Raw genomic sequence first — 19161 nt, forward strand, 5'->3', positions numbered from 1 at the left:
AAAACGATTAAACGGCCTTAGCCCGATGGAATATAGAGCTAAAGCCGCTTAAATCATTTTTATTATTTCCACTGTCTACTTGACAGGGGGCAGTTCATATGCAGCGGGTTCATTTATATGTTGACTCATATTAGGCGGTAATATTGATGTTGGCAATTCGTTCCGGTCGAGTATAAATATTCATTGAATTGTTGCGGATAAATCCTACTGTTGTAATTCCTAACTCTTCCGCTGATTTTAAAGCAAATTCCGTTGGCGCTGATTTTGATAGAATAATTTCACAGCCTATTTTTGCTACTTTTAATAAAATTTCCGATGAAATACGGCCGCTAAAGGCAATGATTTTTCCTTTTGTTGAAAGGTTATGCTTTAAACAATATCCGTAGATTTTATCTAAAGCATTATGCCGTCCGATGTCCATTCGACTAATAAGAACGCCATTAGCATCACATAATGCAGCGTTATGGACACCTCCAGTTTTTTGAAAAGTGGAAGCGGTTTCTTGTAGTTGCCTCATTAAACGGAAGCAATGATCAGGTGTGATTTTTATATTAATACCACTTATTTTTTTTGCTGTTAAAGCATCATTTACAAAAACAAATGCTTGTCTGCTCATTCCGCAGCACGATGTAATGTAACGCTTATTTTGTAAGTTTTGGTAATAAGGGTTAATGTTATCAGTTTTGACGTGGACGAATCCTTCTTTTTCTTGTATCCAAATATCCTTCACATCTTTATAAGTTTTTAAAACCCCTTCAGAAACTAAATAACCAATGACCATGTCCTCTATATGCTCAGGAGTACAAACCATTGTTACAAATTCTTGCCCATTTACTTTCACTGTCACAGGAAACTCAGTCACGACTGTATCGATTGTTTGTTGCAGATGTCCATTGTGAATACGGATAATCCCCCGTTTCGTGTCAACCTCTTTCATGTTTTCACTCCTTGTGTTCTTCAAAGGTCAGTATGGAAATATTATTACTTGTCTTTATAACTTAAACGATATGTTTATCAAAAACAAATACGGAGACGGCAATATTTTCTTCAAGCTTAATATCCGAAAATAAATGTACTAATTTGGCGCCGACGAGCTCCTCCATCCCTTTTGGCGGACTAACTGCATAAAGATCTTGTATCATTTTTGTTCTAGCCGAATGGATCATTTCTCTTCCTTCAGGTGTTTTGCAAAGGAAAATTTCTGTAGGAGTCAAGTTCCCATACAAGGTAGAGACAGCCATATTTTCGACGAAAACAGTATGAATGCGCTCAGGGCCTTTTCCAAATAGTTCTTTTCGAAGCTTGCGAATAATATCATTGAATTCATGAATTACTTGTGACATTTAAATCTCTCCCGTTTTTTTACTCCTTACAATTTTTTAATCATAAAACAATTAGAAAAAAAATAAAAGGGGAAGAGCCTGAAAAAATTAAAAGTGGAATGACTATATTGTTTATTTGGATAAGTGGAGTTATAATCATAATATAAACGATGGTTGCATAATAGTGTACTGTTATGGATCTATCATTCAATCAAATGGATTGGATTGGTATATTAGCAAGTTTTGTTATTAAACTATTCCACCATGATTTACATCCTTACTAGAGGACTGTATATCATGGTGGTTTTTTTGTCTTTAAAGGGGGAAATGCAATGGAAGATTACGATATTCATGTCAAAATCAACGGTTTAAACTATGAAGCAAAAGCCGGATCCAAAATTATAGAGATTATTAATCAATACAATATACCACATCCACAAATTTGTTATGTCCCAGAAGTAGATCCAATTCAAACTTGTGATACGTGTATTGTGGAAGCGAATGGAAAACTTGTTCGTTCATGCTCGACTATTGCTGAAGATGGAATGGATATTCAATTAGACGCAGCTAGAGCTCAAGAATCGCGGACAGAAGCAATGGACAGAATTTTGGCGAACCATCTGCTGTATTGTACAGTATGCGATAACAATAACGGAAATTGTAAAGTACATAATACAGCTGAATTAATGGGGATTGAAAGTCAAAAATACCCATATACGCCGAAAGTAGATCCAAGCGGTGTAGATATGTCGCACCCATTTTATCGTTATGATCCAAATCAATGCATTGCCTGCGGTCAATGTGTGGAAGTTTGTCAGAGCCTGCAAGTAAATGAAACATTATCAATTGACTGGGAGGCTGATCGTCCTCGTGTTCTATGGGACAAGGGGCTCTCCATTAATGATTCTTCATGTGTCAGCTGCGGCCAATGTGTAACGATTTGTCCATGTAACGCATTGATGGAAAAATCAATGCTTGGAGAAGCTGGCTTCATGACAGGGCTAAAAAGCGATATGCTAGATCCAATGATTGATCTTGTTAAAGAAGTTGAACCTAGCTACAGCAGTATTTTTGCAATTTCAGAAGTAGAAGCGGCAATGCGGGAAACACGTACGAAAAAAACAAAAACTGTATGTACTTTTTGCGGTGTTGGCTGTACGTTTGAAGTATGGACAAAAGGACGAAAAATTTTAAAAGTGCAACCAACACATGAAGGACCTGTGAATGCTATCTCTACTTGTGTAAAAGGTAAATTTGGCTGGGATTTTGTAAACTCGAAAGAACGGTTGACAACTCCTTTGATCCGTAAAAATGGCCAATTCGTAGAAGCAAGCTGGGAAGAAGCGCTCAGTTTAGTAGCTAGCAAACTTGGTTCTATAAAAGAAACATATGGAAAAGGTTCTGTAGGATTTATTTCTTCCTCAAAAATTACAAATGAGGACAACTATTTAATGCAAAAACTGGCTCGCCAAGTGTTTGAGACAAATAATATTGATAACTGTTCCCGCTACTGTCAATCACCAGCAACAGATGGACTATTTCGTACAGTTGGTATGGGCGGTGACGCTGGTACAATTAAAGATATTGCCAAATCGGGTCTTGTCATCATTGTTGGTGCAAACCCTGCAGAAGGGCACCCTGTCCTAGCAACAAGGATTAAAAGAGCGCATAAATATCATGGTCAAAAATTGATTGTAGCTGATCTTCGCAGAAATGAAATGGCAGAGCGTTCAGATCTGTTTATTAGTCCAAAACAAGGTACAGACCAAGTGTGGTTAATGGCTGTCACTAAATATTTGATTGATCAAGGCTGGCACGACCAAACATTTATCGAAGAAAATGTAAACTTTTTTGATGAATTTAAAGAAGTGCTTGAAAAATATACGCTTGACTATGCTGAACAAATTACAGGCATTTCAAAAGAACAATTGATGAAAATTGCTGAAATGATCCGTGATGCAGATGGTACTTGCATCCTTTGGGGAATGGGTGTAACACAAAACACTGGTGGCTCAGACACATCAGCAGCTATTTCTAACTTGCTGCTTGCAACTGGTAACTACCGCCGTCCAGGTGCAGGCGCATATCCGCTCCGCGGCCATAATAATGTTCAAGGTGCTTGTGATATGGGAACACTTCCCGGATGGCTGCCAGGCTATCAACATATTACAGATGATGAAGCTCGTGGGAAATTTGAAAAAGCATACGGTGTAACAATTGACAGCAATCCCGGGTTGAATAATATTGAAATGTTACATGCCATTGCAAAAGGTGACATGAAAGCTATGTATCTAGTTGGGGAAGATATGGCACTAGTTGATTCTGATGCCAACCACGTACATGAAGTGCTATCAAGTCTTGACTTCTTTGTTGTACAAGATATTTTCCTATCTAGAACGGCTCAATATGCAGATGTTGTATTGCCTGCAACACCTTCGCTAGAAAAAGAAGGAACATTTACAAATACAGAACGTCGTGTTCAGCGTCTATACCAAGTACTTCCGACTTTAGGAGATGCAAAGCCGGATTGGTGGATTATTCAAGAAGTTGCCAAACATTTGGGCGCAGATTGGAACTACGGACATCCTAGTGATATTTTTGCCGAAATGGTCAGCTTGTCACCACTTTTCAAGGAAGCAAGCTATGATGTACTTGAAGGCTGGAACAGTTTCCATTGGGGAAGCTTGGATGGAAAAAATACACCGCTCCTTTACCAAGATGGTTTTAACTTTCCAGATAAAAAAGCACGATTTGCTCTTTCGGATTGGGTAGAACCTGCTGAGTTTCCAGAAGAATATGATCTGTATATTAATAACGGGAGAATGCTTGAACATTTCCATGAAGGAAATATGACAAACAAATCAAAAGGTATTCAATCGAAAGTACCTGGAGTATTTGTAGAAGTTTCACCAACACTTTCAAGAGAACGTAATCTTGAAAATGGTGATCTCGTTCGTTTGAAATCACCATTTGGAGCTGTTAAATTAAATGTTTTAATTACAGACCGTGTAAAAGATAATGAACTTTATTTGCCAATGAACTCTGTAGATAAAGAATCAGCTATTAATTTCTTAACAGGTCCTATTTATGATACGCGTACAAATACGCCTGCATATAAGCAAACGAGAGTAAAGATGGAAGTTTTACGAAAAGGTGGGAATACGCCGCTTCCAAAATCAAATCCGCGTAATAAAAAACGGTACCCACAAAATGGCGTTGAGGTACAGCGTAAATGGAATCGTCCAGGTTATGTACATCTTACAGATCAATAAGGAAATGAAAAGTGCCGCGTTGTAGTCTTATTGAAGGCGAAATATATATTCAAAAGGAGGTAAAAAAATGGCAGCTCCTATTACAGAGATTCATCGGCATGAGCCAACAGAAGAAGAGATTAAACAACAAAAACTTGAGGAATTAAAAGACCTTGTAGCGGATCATGAAGATGCATTAAATAATATCTTTAAATTAATTGGTGAAGTAAACGATATTGGTGTTCTTGAAGCAGCGAATTCTATGATTCAAGCTAAAGACAAAATCGCTAAAATTGCACTTGATCAAATTTCAAGAGATCCGGTCACAAATCTGATTAACACACTTATGGGAACGACGGGGGCTTTAATGAAGGCTGATCCTGAGCTTGTTACATCACTTATGAACAGTGTTGTGTCGGGGATGGATGAAGGCAATAAATTCCTCGAGTCTAATAAAAAAGTCGGGGTCATGAACTTAATTAAATTGTTAAGCGATCCAGATATTAATCGTGCTGTTGGATTTGGTATTTCCTTTCTAAAAGGAATGGGAAAAGCACTCGATTCAGCATCTAAAGAAACAAAATAATCGCAATCAGTAAAGTTATATATGACACAATACGAAGTGCCGCTCGATCTTTATGAGACGAGCGGTTTTTTCTGCAGTTCTTGTTCCTTTGATTTTTTAAGTCAGTGATATATAGAAACAAAGATAGGGGAGATTATAAAAAAAGACAATATAACGAATAAGAAGTATTTTAATGCTTATGATTCAATTATTTGAATCACCTTGTGTTTCATTCTATAATCAGCTTATAGTTTTTTTGTGAATATTTTGTTTGGCTAATATTTTTTACTTGGAGGTATTAGATGAAACTATCTGGTAATACGATTTTAATTACAGGCGGTGCAGCTGGAATAGGTTTAGCATTTGCTGAACGATTTCTAAAAGCTGGAAATGAAGTGATCGTATGTGGTCGCCGAGAAGAAAAGCTTGAGGAAGCAAAAAAAACATTTCCACAATTAAAAACAAAAGTATGTGATGTTGGGGTAGAGGCTGAGCGTGTTGCTTTATATGAATGGGTCATTAAAGAATTTCCACATTTAAATGTAATCGTAAATAATGCCGGCATTCAACAAAGAATTGAACTGTTAAATCAAGAGCAAGACTGGAGCTATTATCAAAAAGAAATAGCCATTAATTTTGAAGCACCAATTCACTTGAACATGCTATTTTTACCGCATTTGGCTAAGCAAGAGTATGCGGCGATTATTAATGTATCATCAGGACTAGCATTTACACCGATGTCTATTGCCCCAATTTATTGTGCAACAAAAGCGGGAATCCACTCATTCACAACGAGCCTGCGTCATCAAGTAGAGAGCACTAATATTGAAGTGATCGAGGTTGCTCCGCCAGCAGTTAACACTGATTTAGGCGGCCCGGGATTGCATACATTTGGTGAACCGCTTGACGCATTTGCAGATGGCATTTTTGAAGGGCTGAAAAATAATGAAATTGAAATAGGCTATGGTAGATCTGCTAAAGCAATGCGTATGTCACGCGATGAAATTGATCAAGAAGTAGAGCGGATGAACAGCCGTTTTAAATAACTTAACATAATGAATGTAGCCAACCTCCATTGAATGGATTACTCGATGGGGGTGTTCTATTTTTTTCTAAAACTCAAGCTGGGTTCCCTCACAGAAAAAAATAGTATATCTTCTATTAGATGAAAAAGACCTTTACATACTGCTGCAAAATAAACTAAAAAGCACCCTTTGACGATGTCTGAATATACCGTTCAGGCATTTTTTGTTTCATGGATTGTTGTCTGCTCCTTTTAGGAATTTTAATTTATTCATTAATACGTCACTTTTCATTTTTAAGTGAAAAAATATGTATTAATGTGCAATTTGAAAAAACTTATAATGAAAGCGTAAACAAAAGAGAATCGTGAAAAAATGAGGGGGAACATAACATGAGCAATTCATGGCTTGATTTAGAAGGAAAAGTTGCCATTGTTACAGGTGGCGCTTCTGGAATCGGTTTAACGATTACGAGGGAGCTGCTTAAAAATGGTGTAAAAGTAGTTGTTTCAGATTTAAATGTTGAGGAAGGACATCAAGAGGATGGTCCCTATTTTATTAAATGTAATGTTGCAAACAAAGAAAGCGTTGACAATATGGTGGCAAAAACAGTTGAATTATTTGGCTCTGTAGATATTTTAGTAAATAATGCGGGTGTGAATCTCCCTAGATTGTTAGTAGATGTTGCGGGAGAAAAGCCTGAATACGAGCTGAGCGAGCAAGATTTTGATTTCATGGTCAATGTTAACCAAAAGGGCCCATTCCTTTGCGCTCAAGCAGTCGCTAAAGAAATGGTAAAACGCAATAGCGGAGTGATTATTAATATGGCTTCAGAGACTGGTCAAGAAGGATCCGCTGGTCAAAGCTGTTATTCTGCAACAAAGGGAGCACTTATTGCTTTCACTAGGGCATGGGCAAAGGAATTGGGAAAATACAATATTCGTGTAGTAGCATTGGCCCCTGGAATTTTAGAAAAAACCGGATTGAGAACAGATGCATACAACGAGGCACTCGCATATACTCGTGGAGTTACAGTAGATGGGTTAGCGACTGATTATAGTAAATCCATTCCTCTAGGAAGAGAAGGAAATTTGAATGAAGTTGCCGATCTTGTTTCTTATCTTGCTTCAGACCGTGCAAGCTATATTACCGGTACGACACTTAATATTTCGGGTGGTAAATCTCGCGGTTAACAAAAACAGATTGTTTAAAGTCAGACAAAACCTTTTTGTGAATGGCTAACGAGGTTGGCAATGAGAAGAAAATAGATAAATATCTTAATTGTCTATTATACTTAGTGAATAGCACTCACATTATAGAAAAGGTGGTGATAAAATGTCTGACATTTCGATTGACAATCGGCTATTCCAGCTAATTGAAATGACGAGAAAGAAAGAATATTGCACGTTAGATTATTTTGCACAAACGATGGATGTTAGTACGAGAACGATTAGGAATTATATTAAACAGTTAAATAGTGATTTAAAAGGGATCGCTTCATTAGTGAGTGAAAGAGGCAAAGGCTATCGATTAATGATTCAAGATGAAGAACAGTTTAAGAACTTTATGAAAAAAGTAAACTCAGAGAACAGCCTTTTAGATTCACCGCAATCGCGGATCGCATTTATTATTGATCAGCTAATAAATAGCGAGGGAATGAATACGCTTGATGAAATGGCCTTCAATATGAATATTGGCAGGACAACACTTATTAATGAATTAAAAAAAGCAACAGTTTCCTTAAAAACTTATAATTTAGCCATTCATGGAAAACCAAACAGTGGAATGTATTTAAGCGGTACTGAACATGATTTACGATTTTTTATTTTAGATCATGTTTATAATTATTTATATCGTTTCTATCCGTTGGATGAAGACATTAAAGAGTCAATTATAAGGATTGCGAATCGATATGATTTAGAATCTAATACTCAGCAATTATTAATGCAGTTTATTATAGTAATGCTTGACCGGCTTTTACACGACCACCCAATACATGATATGAACGAGAAATATACGAAATTACTAGATACAAAAGATTATGAGATTGCAAAGGAAATAGCTGCGGCCATTGAAAATCAGCTGCCAATTAGCATTCCTCAGCAAGAAGTTCTGTTTATTACATTGCCAATTGCAGGGCGAAGAACACCGACGAATAATCAAACGATGGTTGATATTGCGATTACCGATGATATTAAAAGATTGCTAAATTTGATTATTGAACAAATCGGCTTTGATGAAAGCGTTATTCAAGAAAATCGGTCTTTCTTTACAGACTTGCAATATCATTTAACTTTCATGTTAAATCGTTTAATGTTTGATCTACGCTTAAAAAACCCGTTGCTGTCAGATGTGAAGGAAAAATATCCTGTTGCATTTAAAATGGCAGAAATTGCCGGACAAGTAATTGAAAACGAATATGCTCTTAAAGTTTCTGAAGATGAACTTGGCTACATTGCATTTTATTTTGGCGTTTTCATTACTCAAAATGATGTTAAAGTGAAAAACTTGAAGAAGGTAGCTGTTATTTGTGGTACTGGAAGAGGAACAGCAAAATTAGTTGCTATTCAATTACAACGCATTTTAAATCAGCATACAGCCATTGAATTATTCTCAGAAAATGAGGTAACAAAAGAGAGATTGGCAGATTACGATCTTGTTTTTTCAACAGTAGAACTGTCATTTGAAACCGATTCTCCATTAATTATGATTAATGAGATTTTTGATGAAAGCAGCGTTTCACGTGAAATTGAAAAAGTAACTTATTTACAAAAGTTTAAACTAAAACAAGCCAGAAATCATTATTCTATTATAAGACTGTTAATAAATGAGGAAAAATATTTCGTCTTAGATCATACGAAACGTTATTATGAAAACTTGGACCATATGGTAGATGTTTTAGTACAGCAAGGCTATCTGGACGACGATTTCAAAGAACGGCTTAAGGTTAGGAATGAAAAAGGGTCGATGGTCTTTGACCAGTATATCGCTTTACCTCATACCGTGAACTATAAGTCGGATCAGATTGAATTGGCACTCGGAGTATTTCCTGAAAAAATAAAAGCTGACGGAAAAGAAATTAAACTTGTCTTTTTATTAGGGATACCGAAAGAAACCGATAACGATTCTAGCCTTTTAGTAAAAATTTATGATGAAGTTCTTCGGATTGGGACTGATAAAGAGTTAATCGAGCGCTTGTCAAAAGCGACGAACTATATAGATGTTTCGCAATATCTTGAGCAGGCAAGTAGGTTGTAAAATATTTAATTTTTAGGGGGTAGCGTTATGCAAATATTTGTCATCATGATGTTTATTGCAGTTGCATTTATTGTGCAAACAGGTTTAGGTTATTTACAAATCAAGCATTTTTCGAAAGCGTATACAGAATTGCGTAAGATTGGAAAAGTAGCTATTGGTAAAAGACCTGGAAAAATTCGTGCGGGAACTATTGTACTCTTTGCAGTATCACAAAGCGGGAAAATTTTACAAGCAAAAAAAATACAAGGGGTTACAGTAATGGCGAAAGTTCGTGATTTACAAGGATTTACAGGCAAGAATATTAAAACATTAAATGAAAATGATTTGGAGGCTTGTAATAAGCTCTTAAAACAAGCGATTCTTGAGGCTGTGAGCAACTATAAGATCATTATGAGCGGTGGACAAATTCCAGAAAAAAATAGTCTCTTTAAACGAGTAATGAATCAGGCGGATCGTCTAGTATCTATAAAAAAACATAATTAAGAGGTGAGAAGACAATGGATATTATTGTTATGTTGGCACAAGGTTTTATGCATTTATTTCAAACGGGAGCAAAAACGTTTATTTCGTGGATGAAAGACATCGTACCTGTTGTTTTACTATTAATGGTGGCGATGAATACATTAATTCAATTAGTAGGGGATAAACGTATTAACCGTTTAGCAATGGCTTCATCTAAAAATCCACTATTAAGATATTTAGTGCTTCCACTAGTAGGGTCCTTTATGTTAGGAAACCCTATGGCATTGTCATTAGGACGCTTTTTACCAGAAAAATACAAACCAAGCTACTATGCTTCAGGTGCTTATTTCTGTCATACGAGTAACGGATTATTCCCACATATTAATCCTGGTGAATTGTTTATTTGGCTCGGAATTGCAACAGGCATTGAAAAACTAGGCTTAAATACAGCTGACTTGGCTGTACGCTATTTTCTTGTCGGTTTAGTAATGAATTTTTTTTCCGGGTGGATAACTGACTTTACAACAAAAATGGTTGAGAAACAACAAAATATTAAATTGAAATCAGATGTGAAATTAAATCATTGATGGTAAGGAGGTTATAATCATGACGGAATATCGTTCTGTAAAAATTGTTCGAGGTAGTGGTGGTTTCGGAGGACCGTTGACGATTACTCCGACAGCTACAAAAAATAAAATTGTTTATATTACTGGTGGCGGCGCAAAACCAGCGATTGTCGACAAAATTGCTGAATTAACCGGTGCAGAGCCTGTTAACGGTTTCCAGACATCGGTCCCTGATGAAACAATTGCAGTTGTAATTATTGATTGCGGTGGGACATTACGTTGTGGTATTTATCCACAAAAACGCATTCCAACAATTAATATTATGCCAACAGGCAGAAGCGGTCCATTAGCTAAATTTATTACTGAAGATATTTATGTTTCTGCTGTTGATGTTGATCAAGTACAACCAGTTGAGGCGAGCGCTCTATCGAATATTGCAGCGGCAGCGGAAAAATTGCCTGATTCTGAGTCTGAAAGAGAGTTTAAATATAGCAGTGATAAAAAGATCTCACAAACATTGGCTGCAAGCAGTAAAAAGAGTTTATTGACGAAAATAGGGCTTGGCGCAGGTAAAGTCATTAACACTTTCTATCAGGCTGGTCGTGATGCAGTACAAACAATGATTAATACGATTATTCCATTTATGGCCTTCGTATCCCTATTAATTGGGATTATTCAAGGTTCAGGAATCGGCAACCTATTTGCTAAGATGATGTCTCCGCTTGCAGGAAATATATGGGGGCTACTCTTAATCGGATTCATTTGTTCATTACCATTTTTATCTCCTTTACTTGGACCAGGGGCTGTCATCGCACAAATTATCGGAACACTAATAGGTGTAGAAATTGGCAAAGGCAATATTCCGCCAAACTTGGCACTGCCGGCGCTGTTTGCGATTAATACGCAAAATGCGTGCGACTTTATTCCTGTAGGATTAGGCCTTGCTGAGGCAGAAGCTGAAACGGTAGAGGTCGGTGTGCCAGCTGTACTTTATTCGCGGTTTTTAATTGGAGTCCCGAGGGTATTTGTTGCTTGGCTAGCAAGTTTTGGCCTATATCAATCATGAAAACTAGTTGAATTAAACTATGTAATAGGATGGGAGGTTAGTAGCACAGCAAAGGGCTCGTGCTAGAAGCGATGAAAACAATTTATAAGAATCAAGTAAAAAGTATAGGTCCAATGGCAAACACCTTTCTTGATGAAAAAATGTTTATTTTATTTGGTAACGAAGCACCACAAGATCTAAAAGATTTTTGCTATAGCATTGATGTTGTCAATGTTGATGAGGAAATTCAAGCAGGTCAAGTACTTTATATTAATAATGAAGCCTTTAAAATCACATCTGTTGGTGATGTTGTTCAACAAAATTTAACGACTTTAGGTCATATTACGTTACGTTTTGATGGTTCAACAACTCCAGAACTTCCAGGCACTTTATATTTGGAAGAGAAAGAGATTCCTTCAATTGAACCGGGAACCGAAATAAAAATTGTAAGCGAGCAGGCATCGTAATCTATTGAATTTTTTTCATTATAAAGCGACAAATTAGAAGGCTTAGTCTTTTATAGGTTAAGCCTCTCTTTTATAAGGAGGAATAGGGATGAGATTATATATTGATTCCGCTAATGTAGAAGAAATTGCTCATCTAATAGAGTATTATCCAATTGCAGGTGTTACAACCAATCCGTCAATTATTGTTCAGGAGCAACGCCCTTACCTAGAATTATTTAAAGAAATTAGAGAAGTGATTGGCGGAGAGAGAGAATTATTTATTCAAGTCATCGGAGAGTGTGCAGAAGAAATCGTAGCGGAAGCTAAATTTATAAGCAAGCAAATACAAGGGAATGTTGTTATAAAAATTCCTGTAACAGAAGAAGCCATCAAAGCAACGAAAATACTTGTGAGCGATGGGATTGCCGTGCTTGGAACTGCAATATACACTCCGTTTCAGGCATTGATGGCGGCGAAGGCTGGCGCCAAATATGTCGCACCATATGTGAATAGAATCGATAATTTAACTGGCAATGGAACAAAAGTAGTTGCGGAAATTGCACAATTATTTTCTAACTATGAAGTGGCAACGGAAATTTTAGCAGCGAGCTTTAAAAATGTGCAACAAATACATGATGTTTGTCTTGCAGGAGCCCATACTGTAACCGTAGCCCCACAATTAATTTCAACGTTTGTATCATTTCCGGCTACCGTTAATGATATTGCTGCTTTTAAAAAACAATGGCAGCAAGCATATGGGAAAGATAAGTCCACATTAATAAATTCTTAACTACTCGGCCAATCTAGGAGGAAAAAATGAAAAATAAGCAAACGATATTTTTTGATTTAGATGGCACACTTTTAACTAGTAAATTAACGGTAGCGACCAGTTCAATTGCTGCAATTAATAGATTAATTGAACAGGGGGCTGAACCTGTTATTGCTACAGGTCGCACACTCTGTGAGATCGGGCATATTTTAGAGAAAACTGGGATCCAATCTTGTGTAGCGATGAATGGGCAATATGTTATCTACAATGGAAAATTGATTTATGAAAATCCATTTAATAAACAACAAGTAAAGTCCTTACATATGGAAGCGTCACGTAATGGTCATGAAATGGCCTTTTATAATGCTGATCATATTCATGTAACTGCAGCTCATTCTGAATTAATTTCGAAAAATTATCAACGTGTAGGTGGTAAGTATCCAACAGTTGATAGCAGTATCTATTTAAAAGAGCCTACTCATCTAATGCTGCTTTTTTGTAAAGAAGGTGAAGAAAAGTATTACCAAGAGAGATTTCCTCATTTTCAATTTATACGAAATTCTCCATTTGGATGTGATGTATATCCTGTAGGAACATCAAAAGCTTCTGGAATAGAACAGCTTATTTCTTGGCAGCAACAATCTTTAGAGTTCACTTATGCTTTCGGAGATGGTTTAAACGATATTGAAATGTTCGAGGTTGTAAAACATACGGTTGCTATGGGAAACGCAGTAGATGTTTTAAAAGAGAAGGCAGAGTATGTAACTACTTCTAACGATGAAGATGGAATCAGTAATGGTCTCCAGCTTTGCGGCCTATTACAGACGATACATTATTGAGATGTTTTAAATAAAGATGACTGATTCCTTTTAGCATCTATAAACTACTAAAAACCCAAAGGATTCTTTTTCCTTTGGGCCTTTCTATCCATTAAACTTCATGACTCACAGTCTTTGACCACTCGCCGATAAATTCTGCTTCATTATAGTTAAAGAAATCTTGTAACTTTTCATTCTTTTGATCGTGAAAGAGTTCATCTGCAACTGCTGCAACAAGTTTTGGTATACCTTGTTTCATACCAGACAAAGCAGAAGCTGAAAGTCCGCAACTAATTAAAGCTGAATAATTAAAGGCAAAAATTCCATGAAGCATTTTCTTACCTTTTTCATCGCGGCTTAAAAAAGCAAAACCAGGACTTAAATAAGGATGTTCATCAATCACAGGGTTTTCTATTTTTTCAGGAGGATTATAGCAGTCTCCCCAGCGAGCAATATGTTTTTCAACGAGCTTCAGTTCCGGACGTAATGCTGGATCAGTAACGAGTCCAGTGCTAATAATCAAGAAATCAAAATCGAAAATGCCTTGCGGTGTAGTTACAGCTACTCCATTATTTAAAGCTTTAACATCGAGCCAAGGGGCACCTAAGTGCAAGTTAAAGCCAGGCCATGAAGAAGCACGTAGGAATGTATCATTTGTCGGTGGTTGGTTATGGTTAAAGAAATGAGACATGACCGCATATTTTTCTGCATCCGAAAGTACATGAAAATGTTCAATCATGCCGGAAACTTCCATTTGACGAATTGGATTGACTTGCGGTAATTTTTTACGACGAACAAAGACGTGCGTCTCTGCGGCTCCTTCAGAAAGGGCAACATTTGCATTATCAAAGGCGGACGCACCTCCTCCTAAAACGGCAAGCCTCTTTCCTTTTAGTGCTTTAAAATTAATCGCTTCAGACGTATGGGCATAGAGATGTGCTGGCAATTTTTTGCGAATCATTGGTGGAACATGCCATTCGCCGCCGCCTTGAATCCCGGTGGCAAGAATAACTTTTCGGGTTAATATTTCGTTTGTTGGTGCCCCTGTCCCTCCGATATGCAATCGATGGATTCCATCCTCTGTAGGTTCGATAAGGTTTAGTTTCACCTCGTTGATAACGGGAAGATTTAATATTTTTCGATACCAGCGTAAGTAGTTCATCCAGTCCCCGCGTGGAATCTTATCGATCGCTTCCCAGCTTTCTGTCCCAAATTGGGCTTCCCACCATGAACGAAAAGTAAGAGATGGAATACCAAGATCAAGTGGGGTTAAATGTTTCGGTGTTCTTAATGTCACCATTCGTGCATATGTCTCCCAAGGTCCCTCTAATCCTTCCCGGTTTTCATCAATAACGAGAATGTTTGGTATACGTTCACGCAACAAACCAAATGCAGCGCCTAAACCACTTTGGCCGCCACCAACGATTACAACATCGAAAACATGTCCATCAGAATGGACAGTTGGCTGCACCCAATCAGGTCCACCAAAGCCAAGATAGGAAAGATCTGTTTTCACTTGTTTATTTAATGCTTCTAAACTCATTTTGTTCATTCCTTTCATGGATGTTAGCAAGGGGTGTGTGAAGATTCCTTACTTCTTTCTGTTAATAAAAGACTGCTTTCGTAAACTTTATTGCTGTTCCATCAAACTATTTCAAGCTTGAAGAGCGGAAGGTATGAGACTCTCACGGAAAGGGAGCATCCTAGAGCGGAAATCAATTTCTTTTACAACAGCAAGCTTTTAGAAAAGATCTTATAAAAAATGATGATCTGCATGATGAGAGATGGATTCAAAATTTCATAACATATTTGATGGAAAAAGCTTTTTCAGTAGATCTGTATTTATGACTTTATATTATCATTTTTCTGTAAATTCATTATATGGGTATTGTATATAAAATTTCTTTCAAAGATTGTTAAGAATTACAAAAATGATGTTAGATAATCTTCCATTTAACTTACAGAATAGGCTAGTGGTTTATTAATAAAATGGAAAGTCGAGCTCTACATGGTAATTAGCGATGCATATATTGAAGAGAATTTGAATATGGTCCATAAACTAAAGTTGTTATGTTGGGGGATAGTTGGAGCTACTTTAGCAACTCACGTTATTGATGATGCTTATACATTAGGAATGTACAAAGCTTGCCACAAATGGGGCAAAAATTACTCTAGCGTTAAGAAAGCTTGTAAAGTTACTGGTCACTGGTAATAAAAAAGACTCGCACTTAGTGAGAGCCTTTTTATTTTTCATTTTTTATTTGTTCAAATAGCTTTTTCAAATTTTTATAGGCCACCAAAAGCAGATACTTGATAATCCAAATACCACAATACAAACAACTAATATGAATATTAATAAATCCGTATTATCCTCTTGGAGAATATTTCGTTATTTCTTACTATTTAATGTTATATCATTTATTTTTTCCCATTAAAGAGGATAATTGTCATTAAAGCTACGGATAACTACGAACGGCTAATTATTGAAGAAGCATTACAAAAATGTGAGATAATGAAGGACGCTAGTGTGCTTTAGGAGTGGATGCTTCAACACTGTCAAGAAAAATGAAAAGTTAAATATTAACATTGCGAAAATGCAATAGATCATGCAATTTTGCAATTCTTGAAAAGTAGTTGTTTTATAAATAATGTATTCGCAACCAATCTTAAGTATCAATTGCAAATTTGCAATTGATATTTTTTTGTGAAAAATACTATGTCTGATATGTTAACAAAAAACGAGATTAATATGAAAAGTACAGTTAGAATCAAACTAAAGGCAGGGTCATTCTAAAAGAAAAAGGGGTGGATGTATGAGGGAACTTTACAGATATACAGATATTGTATACACAGACAGTTGCAGCCGATCCAGTTTTGGTGCCGTCATTTTCTAAAATTAAGTTAGTAGCAATGGCTATATGTTTATAAGAAGCGCTTTGCAAATTTTCATTTACGCATAAATTGATGTTTAGACTGATGATTAGTATTCCAATGTAATAGGGACGGATTTTATATAGTTTTATTTTCACATTTACAGCACCGATTGAAGAGGAATTAGAATGAGGAGCAATGATAAGTAAAATTACAAATTAAATAATTTGAAAATTAAAAAAATAATGCATTGTAGTTTTACAAAAGGAGATGGGATAATGAGTAACTATTTAATGAAAGAGCCAAATGAGTTAGCTGTCAAAGATCCATCATTATATAATGAGGACCTTGCCCCTGTTTCTAAGGAGAAAAAGAATTGGAATTGGCTCAATTATACAACTGTTTGGATGGGAATGGTTCATAATATTGTTGCTTATGAAACAGCAGGAAGCTTATTAAGTTTAGGAATGAATGTATGGCAAGCGTTGGCCACTGTCATAGTAGCAAATGTCATTTTAATTGCTGCGATGTGGTTAAATAGTTCTTCTGGAGCGAAATATGGAGTCCCATTTCCAGTTTTAATCCGGGCGATTTTTGGCTATAAAGGTGCTCAAATTCCGATTATTATTCGTGCATTTGTTGCCATCTTTTGGTTCGCAGTCCAAGCGTATGCAGGTAGTAAGGCAGTCGGTGCAGTTTTAGGCGTATTAATACCGGGTTGGCACAGTTTAGCAAGTTTTCATCTTTTAGGCATGGGTTTAGATGATGCTATTGCGGTTGCACTTTTTTGGATCTTACATGCATATGTCATTTCGCATGGGATGGAACGAGTCAAATTTTTTGAACTTTGGGCAGGACCACTTGTCATTGTGTTAGGATTAGGACTAGTCATTTGGGCAATTGTTGTATCGAAAGGCTTTGGTCCTTTATTTAGCGAACCATCAAAATTATCTGGAGGGGAATTCTGGGGAGTATTTTGGATTTCTGTTACTGGGCTTATTGGTACATGGGCAACATTAATTCTTAATATACCTGATTTTACCCGTTTTTCTCGTAGTCAAAAGGACCAAATGATTGGTCAAGGAATTGGATTGCCTGGAACAGCCATTATTTTTTCAATTATGAGTATTATTACGACTTCAGGCACTATCATTGCCTTTGGTAAGCCGATTTGGGATCCGGTCGAGTTATTACAACAGTTTGGAAATCCAATTATTTTAATCTTAGGTGCAATCGCTTTGTTAATTGCTACTTTGTCTGTCAATGTAGCAGCAAACGTAGTTTCTCCAGCGTACGATTTAGTAAACTTATTTCCGAAAAAGTTGAATTTCGTAAAGGCTGGTCTCATTTCCATCGTAATAGCATTATTCTTTGCCCCATGGCTTTGGTACAACAATTCTGGAATCATTTTTAGTATTCTTGGAGCAATTGGAGGAGCACTCGGCCCAGTTGCAGGAATGATGATTGCTGATTATCATATCGTGCGCCGTGGTAAATATGATATGGCAAGTTTCTATAAAAAAGATGGGGAATATGAATATAAAAACGGATGGAACGTCAATGCCCTTATTTCATTGGCGATAGGGTTAATAGCTTCCTTTATCGGTTTAATATTCCCAGCATTAAAAGAGCTGTACAATTATTCCTGGTTTTTAGGGATTGGAGTTGGATTTATCTCTTATGTTATGTTGATGCGATCTTCTAGTAAACATCAAGAAAACATTCTTGAAAATATCCCAACTTCGATCGATTAGCTTATAAATGATGTAAAAATATTTTATCAATACACTAATATCATCCCCTGTATGAACAAGAGCGGAGAGCTTACATACGAGGGGTTTTTCTTATGGAATGAGTAATGGTTTCATCATTTAAAGCATGTAAATAGTAAATGAACTAGAATTGATCCGATGATGTTCTAGCACTCTGATTTTTTAACAGAATGGTTCCTTTAACAACTATTTTATGTTGACACGTCCCTCTAAGTTTCATGTGTGCGCCTACTTTCTGTAGATAAATCGTAACTTGATCTCCTGCATAAACAGGGGAGATAAATGATAGGTCGAATTGATCAGGCCATTGAAATAAGGACAATTCGCTTGAAATAGCACTCCATATTTTAGCCATCGTCAACATCCCATGAGCAATCTTGTCAGAAAACCCATATTGCTGTGCATATTTTTGGCTAAGATGAATCTGATTGTAATCACCAGACAAGCTTGCATAAACTTCTATATCCTGCTCAGTAACTTGAAATTTAATGATCTTCAAGCAGATCACCTGCAATTAATTCTGTTGTCCCTGTGAAGCAAAGTTGCTTATTATGATCATAAATCTTAAGATCTTGGCTGATAAACGTCTTTTTTTGGCGTTGTATGTGTTTTGTCAAAGTAATGAAACCAGTATATGGTTGATCAATGTACATGATTTGATGGCATGTACATGTTTGTCTTCTATGAATAACAGGTGCCGTCAGCTTCCATGGTGTTTTGATTATCTTATAAACAATTGTAGGCATTGTAGGAGGGACAGGAATCGTTCGATAACCGTATGACTTAGCTGTTTTATCACTGTAATAAATTGGATTTTGATCACCGACTAAGTGAATAAATTGGTGTACCTCAGCTTTTGTAAAAAGAAAGGAATAGGACTTTGTTTGCATACTATCACCTCATAAAGGAGAATGGAGACACTAATATTAACGCTTATTGACCATTTACCTTGAAATTATAGTGGTTATGTAGGGATTTGAATTTTTTTGCCCAA

General features: G+C 36.5%; 17 protein-coding genes. 12 read left to right on the forward strand and 5 right to left on the reverse strand.

The annotated features are described in order from the left end of the window. Window positions 1-130: 130 nt before the first annotated feature. Together fdhD and G4D61_RS15550 are read right to left on the reverse strand one after the other, a co-directional pair. On the reverse strand, window positions 131-937 hold the full coding sequence (gene fdhD / locus G4D61_RS15545; protein ID WP_035354357.1) for a formate dehydrogenase accessory sulfurtransferase FdhD: 807 nt from the start codon (window positions 935-937) through the stop codon (window positions 131-133). Window positions 938-998: 61 nt separating this feature from the next. Continuing rightward, a complete protein-coding gene (locus G4D61_RS15550) occupies window positions 999-1343 on the reverse strand; it encodes a Na-translocating system protein MpsC family protein (protein ID WP_025730542.1) in 345 nt (114 codons plus the stop codon). Window positions 1344-1654: 311 nt separating this feature from the next. On the opposite strand from G4D61_RS15550, the gene fdhF reads away from it, so the two are divergent. From fdhF to G4D61_RS15605, 11 genes are all read left to right on the forward strand, one after another. Next, window positions 1655-4594 (forward strand): formate dehydrogenase subunit alpha, encoded by a 2940-nt coding sequence (fdhF, locus tag G4D61_RS15555; protein WP_163174303.1) that lies wholly within the window; start codon window positions 1655-1657, stop codon window positions 4592-4594. Window positions 4595-4661: 67 nt separating this feature from the next. Beyond that, complete coding sequence (locus G4D61_RS15560; protein ID WP_025730538.1) at window positions 4662-5159, forward strand: helical membrane plugin domain-containing protein; 498 nt, start codon at window positions 4662-4664, stop codon at window positions 5157-5159. A 281-nt stretch (window positions 5160-5440) separates the two neighbouring features. After that, window positions 5441-6184, forward strand: coding sequence for an SDR family oxidoreductase (locus G4D61_RS15565; RefSeq protein WP_025730536.1), 744 nt, complete (start codon window positions 5441-5443; stop codon window positions 6182-6184). A gap of 368 nt (window positions 6185-6552) precedes the next feature. Next, a complete protein-coding gene (locus G4D61_RS15570) occupies window positions 6553-7353 on the forward strand; it encodes an SDR family oxidoreductase (RefSeq protein ID WP_163174305.1) in 801 nt (266 codons plus the stop codon). Window positions 7354-7495: 142 nt separating this feature from the next. Further along, the gene (locus G4D61_RS15575; RefSeq protein WP_163174307.1) at window positions 7496-9418 is read left to right on the forward strand and encodes a BglG family transcription antiterminator; all 1923 of its coding nucleotides are present in this window, start codon (window positions 7496-7498) and stop codon (window positions 9416-9418) included. A gap of 27 nt (window positions 9419-9445) precedes the next feature. Beyond that, complete coding sequence (locus G4D61_RS15580) at window positions 9446-9901, forward strand: transcriptional regulator GutM (RefSeq protein WP_025730530.1); 456 nt, start codon at window positions 9446-9448, stop codon at window positions 9899-9901. 14 nt (window positions 9902-9915) lie between these two features. Further along, window positions 9916-10467 carry a PTS glucitol/sorbitol transporter subunit IIC gene (gene srlA, locus G4D61_RS15585; RefSeq protein ID WP_025730528.1) on the forward strand — a complete coding sequence of 184 codons (552 nt, stop codon included), beginning with the start codon at window positions 9916-9918 and terminating at the stop codon, window positions 10465-10467. Between the two features lie 19 nt (window positions 10468-10486). Then, window positions 10487-11512 (forward strand): PTS glucitol/sorbitol transporter subunit IIB, encoded by a 1026-nt coding sequence (srlE, locus tag G4D61_RS15590; protein WP_025730527.1) that lies wholly within the window; start codon window positions 10487-10489, stop codon window positions 11510-11512. A 71-nt stretch (window positions 11513-11583) separates the two neighbouring features. Further along, window positions 11584-11958, forward strand: a complete 375-nt coding sequence (locus G4D61_RS15595) for a PTS glucitol/sorbitol transporter subunit IIA (RefSeq protein WP_025730526.1) — start codon at window positions 11584-11586, stop codon at window positions 11956-11958. 88 nt (window positions 11959-12046) lie between these two features. Continuing rightward, window positions 12047-12727, forward strand: coding sequence for a transaldolase family protein (locus G4D61_RS15600; RefSeq protein ID WP_025730524.1), 681 nt, complete (start codon window positions 12047-12049; stop codon window positions 12725-12727). A gap of 26 nt (window positions 12728-12753) precedes the next feature. Beyond that, complete coding sequence (locus G4D61_RS15605; protein WP_025730522.1) at window positions 12754-13545, forward strand: Cof-type HAD-IIB family hydrolase; 792 nt, start codon at window positions 12754-12756, stop codon at window positions 13543-13545. Between the two features lie 91 nt (window positions 13546-13636). Here G4D61_RS15605 and G4D61_RS15610 read toward each other — a convergent pair whose 3' ends face one another. After that, entirely contained in the window at window positions 13637-15067 is a 1431-nt protein-coding gene (locus G4D61_RS15610) for an NAD(P)-binding domain-containing protein (RefSeq protein ID WP_163174309.1), read from the reverse strand. A gap of 1606 nt (window positions 15068-16673) precedes the next feature. Here G4D61_RS15610 and G4D61_RS15615 point away from each other — a divergent pair. Continuing rightward, window positions 16674-18149, forward strand: coding sequence for an NCS1 family nucleobase:cation symporter-1 (locus G4D61_RS15615; RefSeq protein ID WP_235929384.1), 1476 nt, complete (start codon window positions 16674-16676; stop codon window positions 18147-18149). A 142-nt stretch (window positions 18150-18291) separates the two neighbouring features. On the opposite strand, the gene G4D61_RS15620 is transcribed toward G4D61_RS15615, so the two are convergent. Both G4D61_RS15620 and G4D61_RS15625 read right to left on the reverse strand, forming a co-directional pair. After that, a complete protein-coding gene (locus G4D61_RS15620) occupies window positions 18292-18666 on the reverse strand; it encodes a MaoC family dehydratase (protein ID WP_025730515.1) in 375 nt (124 codons plus the stop codon). Then, on the reverse strand, window positions 18653-19057 hold the full coding sequence (locus G4D61_RS15625) for an FAS1-like dehydratase domain-containing protein (protein WP_025730512.1): 405 nt from the start codon (window positions 19055-19057) through the stop codon (window positions 18653-18655). The genes G4D61_RS15620 and G4D61_RS15625 overlap by 14 nt, the downstream gene beginning before the upstream one ends. Window positions 19058-19161: the final 104 nt, after the last annotated feature.

Source organism: Heyndrickxia ginsengihumi, from assembly GCF_011008565.1.
GTDB lineage: Bacteria > Bacillota > Bacilli > Bacillales > Bacillaceae_C > Weizmannia > Weizmannia ginsengihumi.

Excerpts from the sequence above, each read along its gene's own strand:
- G4D61_RS15615 (WP_235929384.1), top strand. The coding sequence starts at position 16,674 with ATGAGTAACTATTTAATGAAAGAGCCAAATGAGTTAGCTGTCAAAGAT.
- G4D61_RS15570 (WP_163174305.1), top strand. The coding sequence starts at position 6,553 with ATGAGCAATTCATGGCTTGATTTAGAAGGAAAAGTTGCCATTGTTACA.
- srlE (WP_025730527.1), top strand. The coding sequence starts at position 10,487 with ATGACGGAATATCGTTCTGTAAAAATTGTTCGAGGTAGTGGTGGTTTC.
- fdhD (WP_035354357.1), bottom strand. The coding sequence starts at position 937 with ATGAAAGAGGTTGACACGAAACGGGGGATTATCCGTATTCACAATGGA.
- srlA (WP_025730528.1), top strand. The coding sequence starts at position 9,916 with ATGGATATTATTGTTATGTTGGCACAAGGTTTTATGCATTTATTTCAA.
- G4D61_RS15600 (WP_025730524.1), top strand. The coding sequence starts at position 12,047 with ATGAGATTATATATTGATTCCGCTAATGTAGAAGAAATTGCTCATCTA.
- G4D61_RS15550 (WP_025730542.1), bottom strand. The coding sequence starts at position 1,343 with ATGTCACAAGTAATTCATGAATTCAATGATATTATTCGCAAGCTTCGA.
- G4D61_RS15580 (WP_025730530.1), top strand. The coding sequence starts at position 9,446 with ATGCAAATATTTGTCATCATGATGTTTATTGCAGTTGCATTTATTGTG.
- G4D61_RS15575 (WP_163174307.1), top strand. The coding sequence starts at position 7,496 with ATGTCTGACATTTCGATTGACAATCGGCTATTCCAGCTAATTGAAATG.
- G4D61_RS15565 (WP_025730536.1), top strand. The coding sequence starts at position 5,441 with ATGAAACTATCTGGTAATACGATTTTAATTACAGGCGGTGCAGCTGGA.
- fdhF (WP_163174303.1), top strand. The coding sequence starts at position 1,655 with ATGGAAGATTACGATATTCATGTCAAAATCAACGGTTTAAACTATGAA.
- G4D61_RS15560 (WP_025730538.1), top strand. The coding sequence starts at position 4,662 with ATGGCAGCTCCTATTACAGAGATTCATCGGCATGAGCCAACAGAAGAA.
- G4D61_RS15605 (WP_025730522.1), top strand. The coding sequence starts at position 12,754 with ATGAAAAATAAGCAAACGATATTTTTTGATTTAGATGGCACACTTTTA.
- G4D61_RS15610 (WP_163174309.1), bottom strand. The coding sequence starts at position 15,067 with ATGAGTTTAGAAGCATTAAATAAACAAGTGAAAACAGATCTTTCCTAT.
- G4D61_RS15595 (WP_025730526.1), top strand. The coding sequence starts at position 11,584 with ATGAAAACAATTTATAAGAATCAAGTAAAAAGTATAGGTCCAATGGCA.
- G4D61_RS15625 (WP_025730512.1), bottom strand. The coding sequence starts at position 19,057 with ATGCAAACAAAGTCCTATTCCTTTCTTTTTACAAAAGCTGAGGTACAC.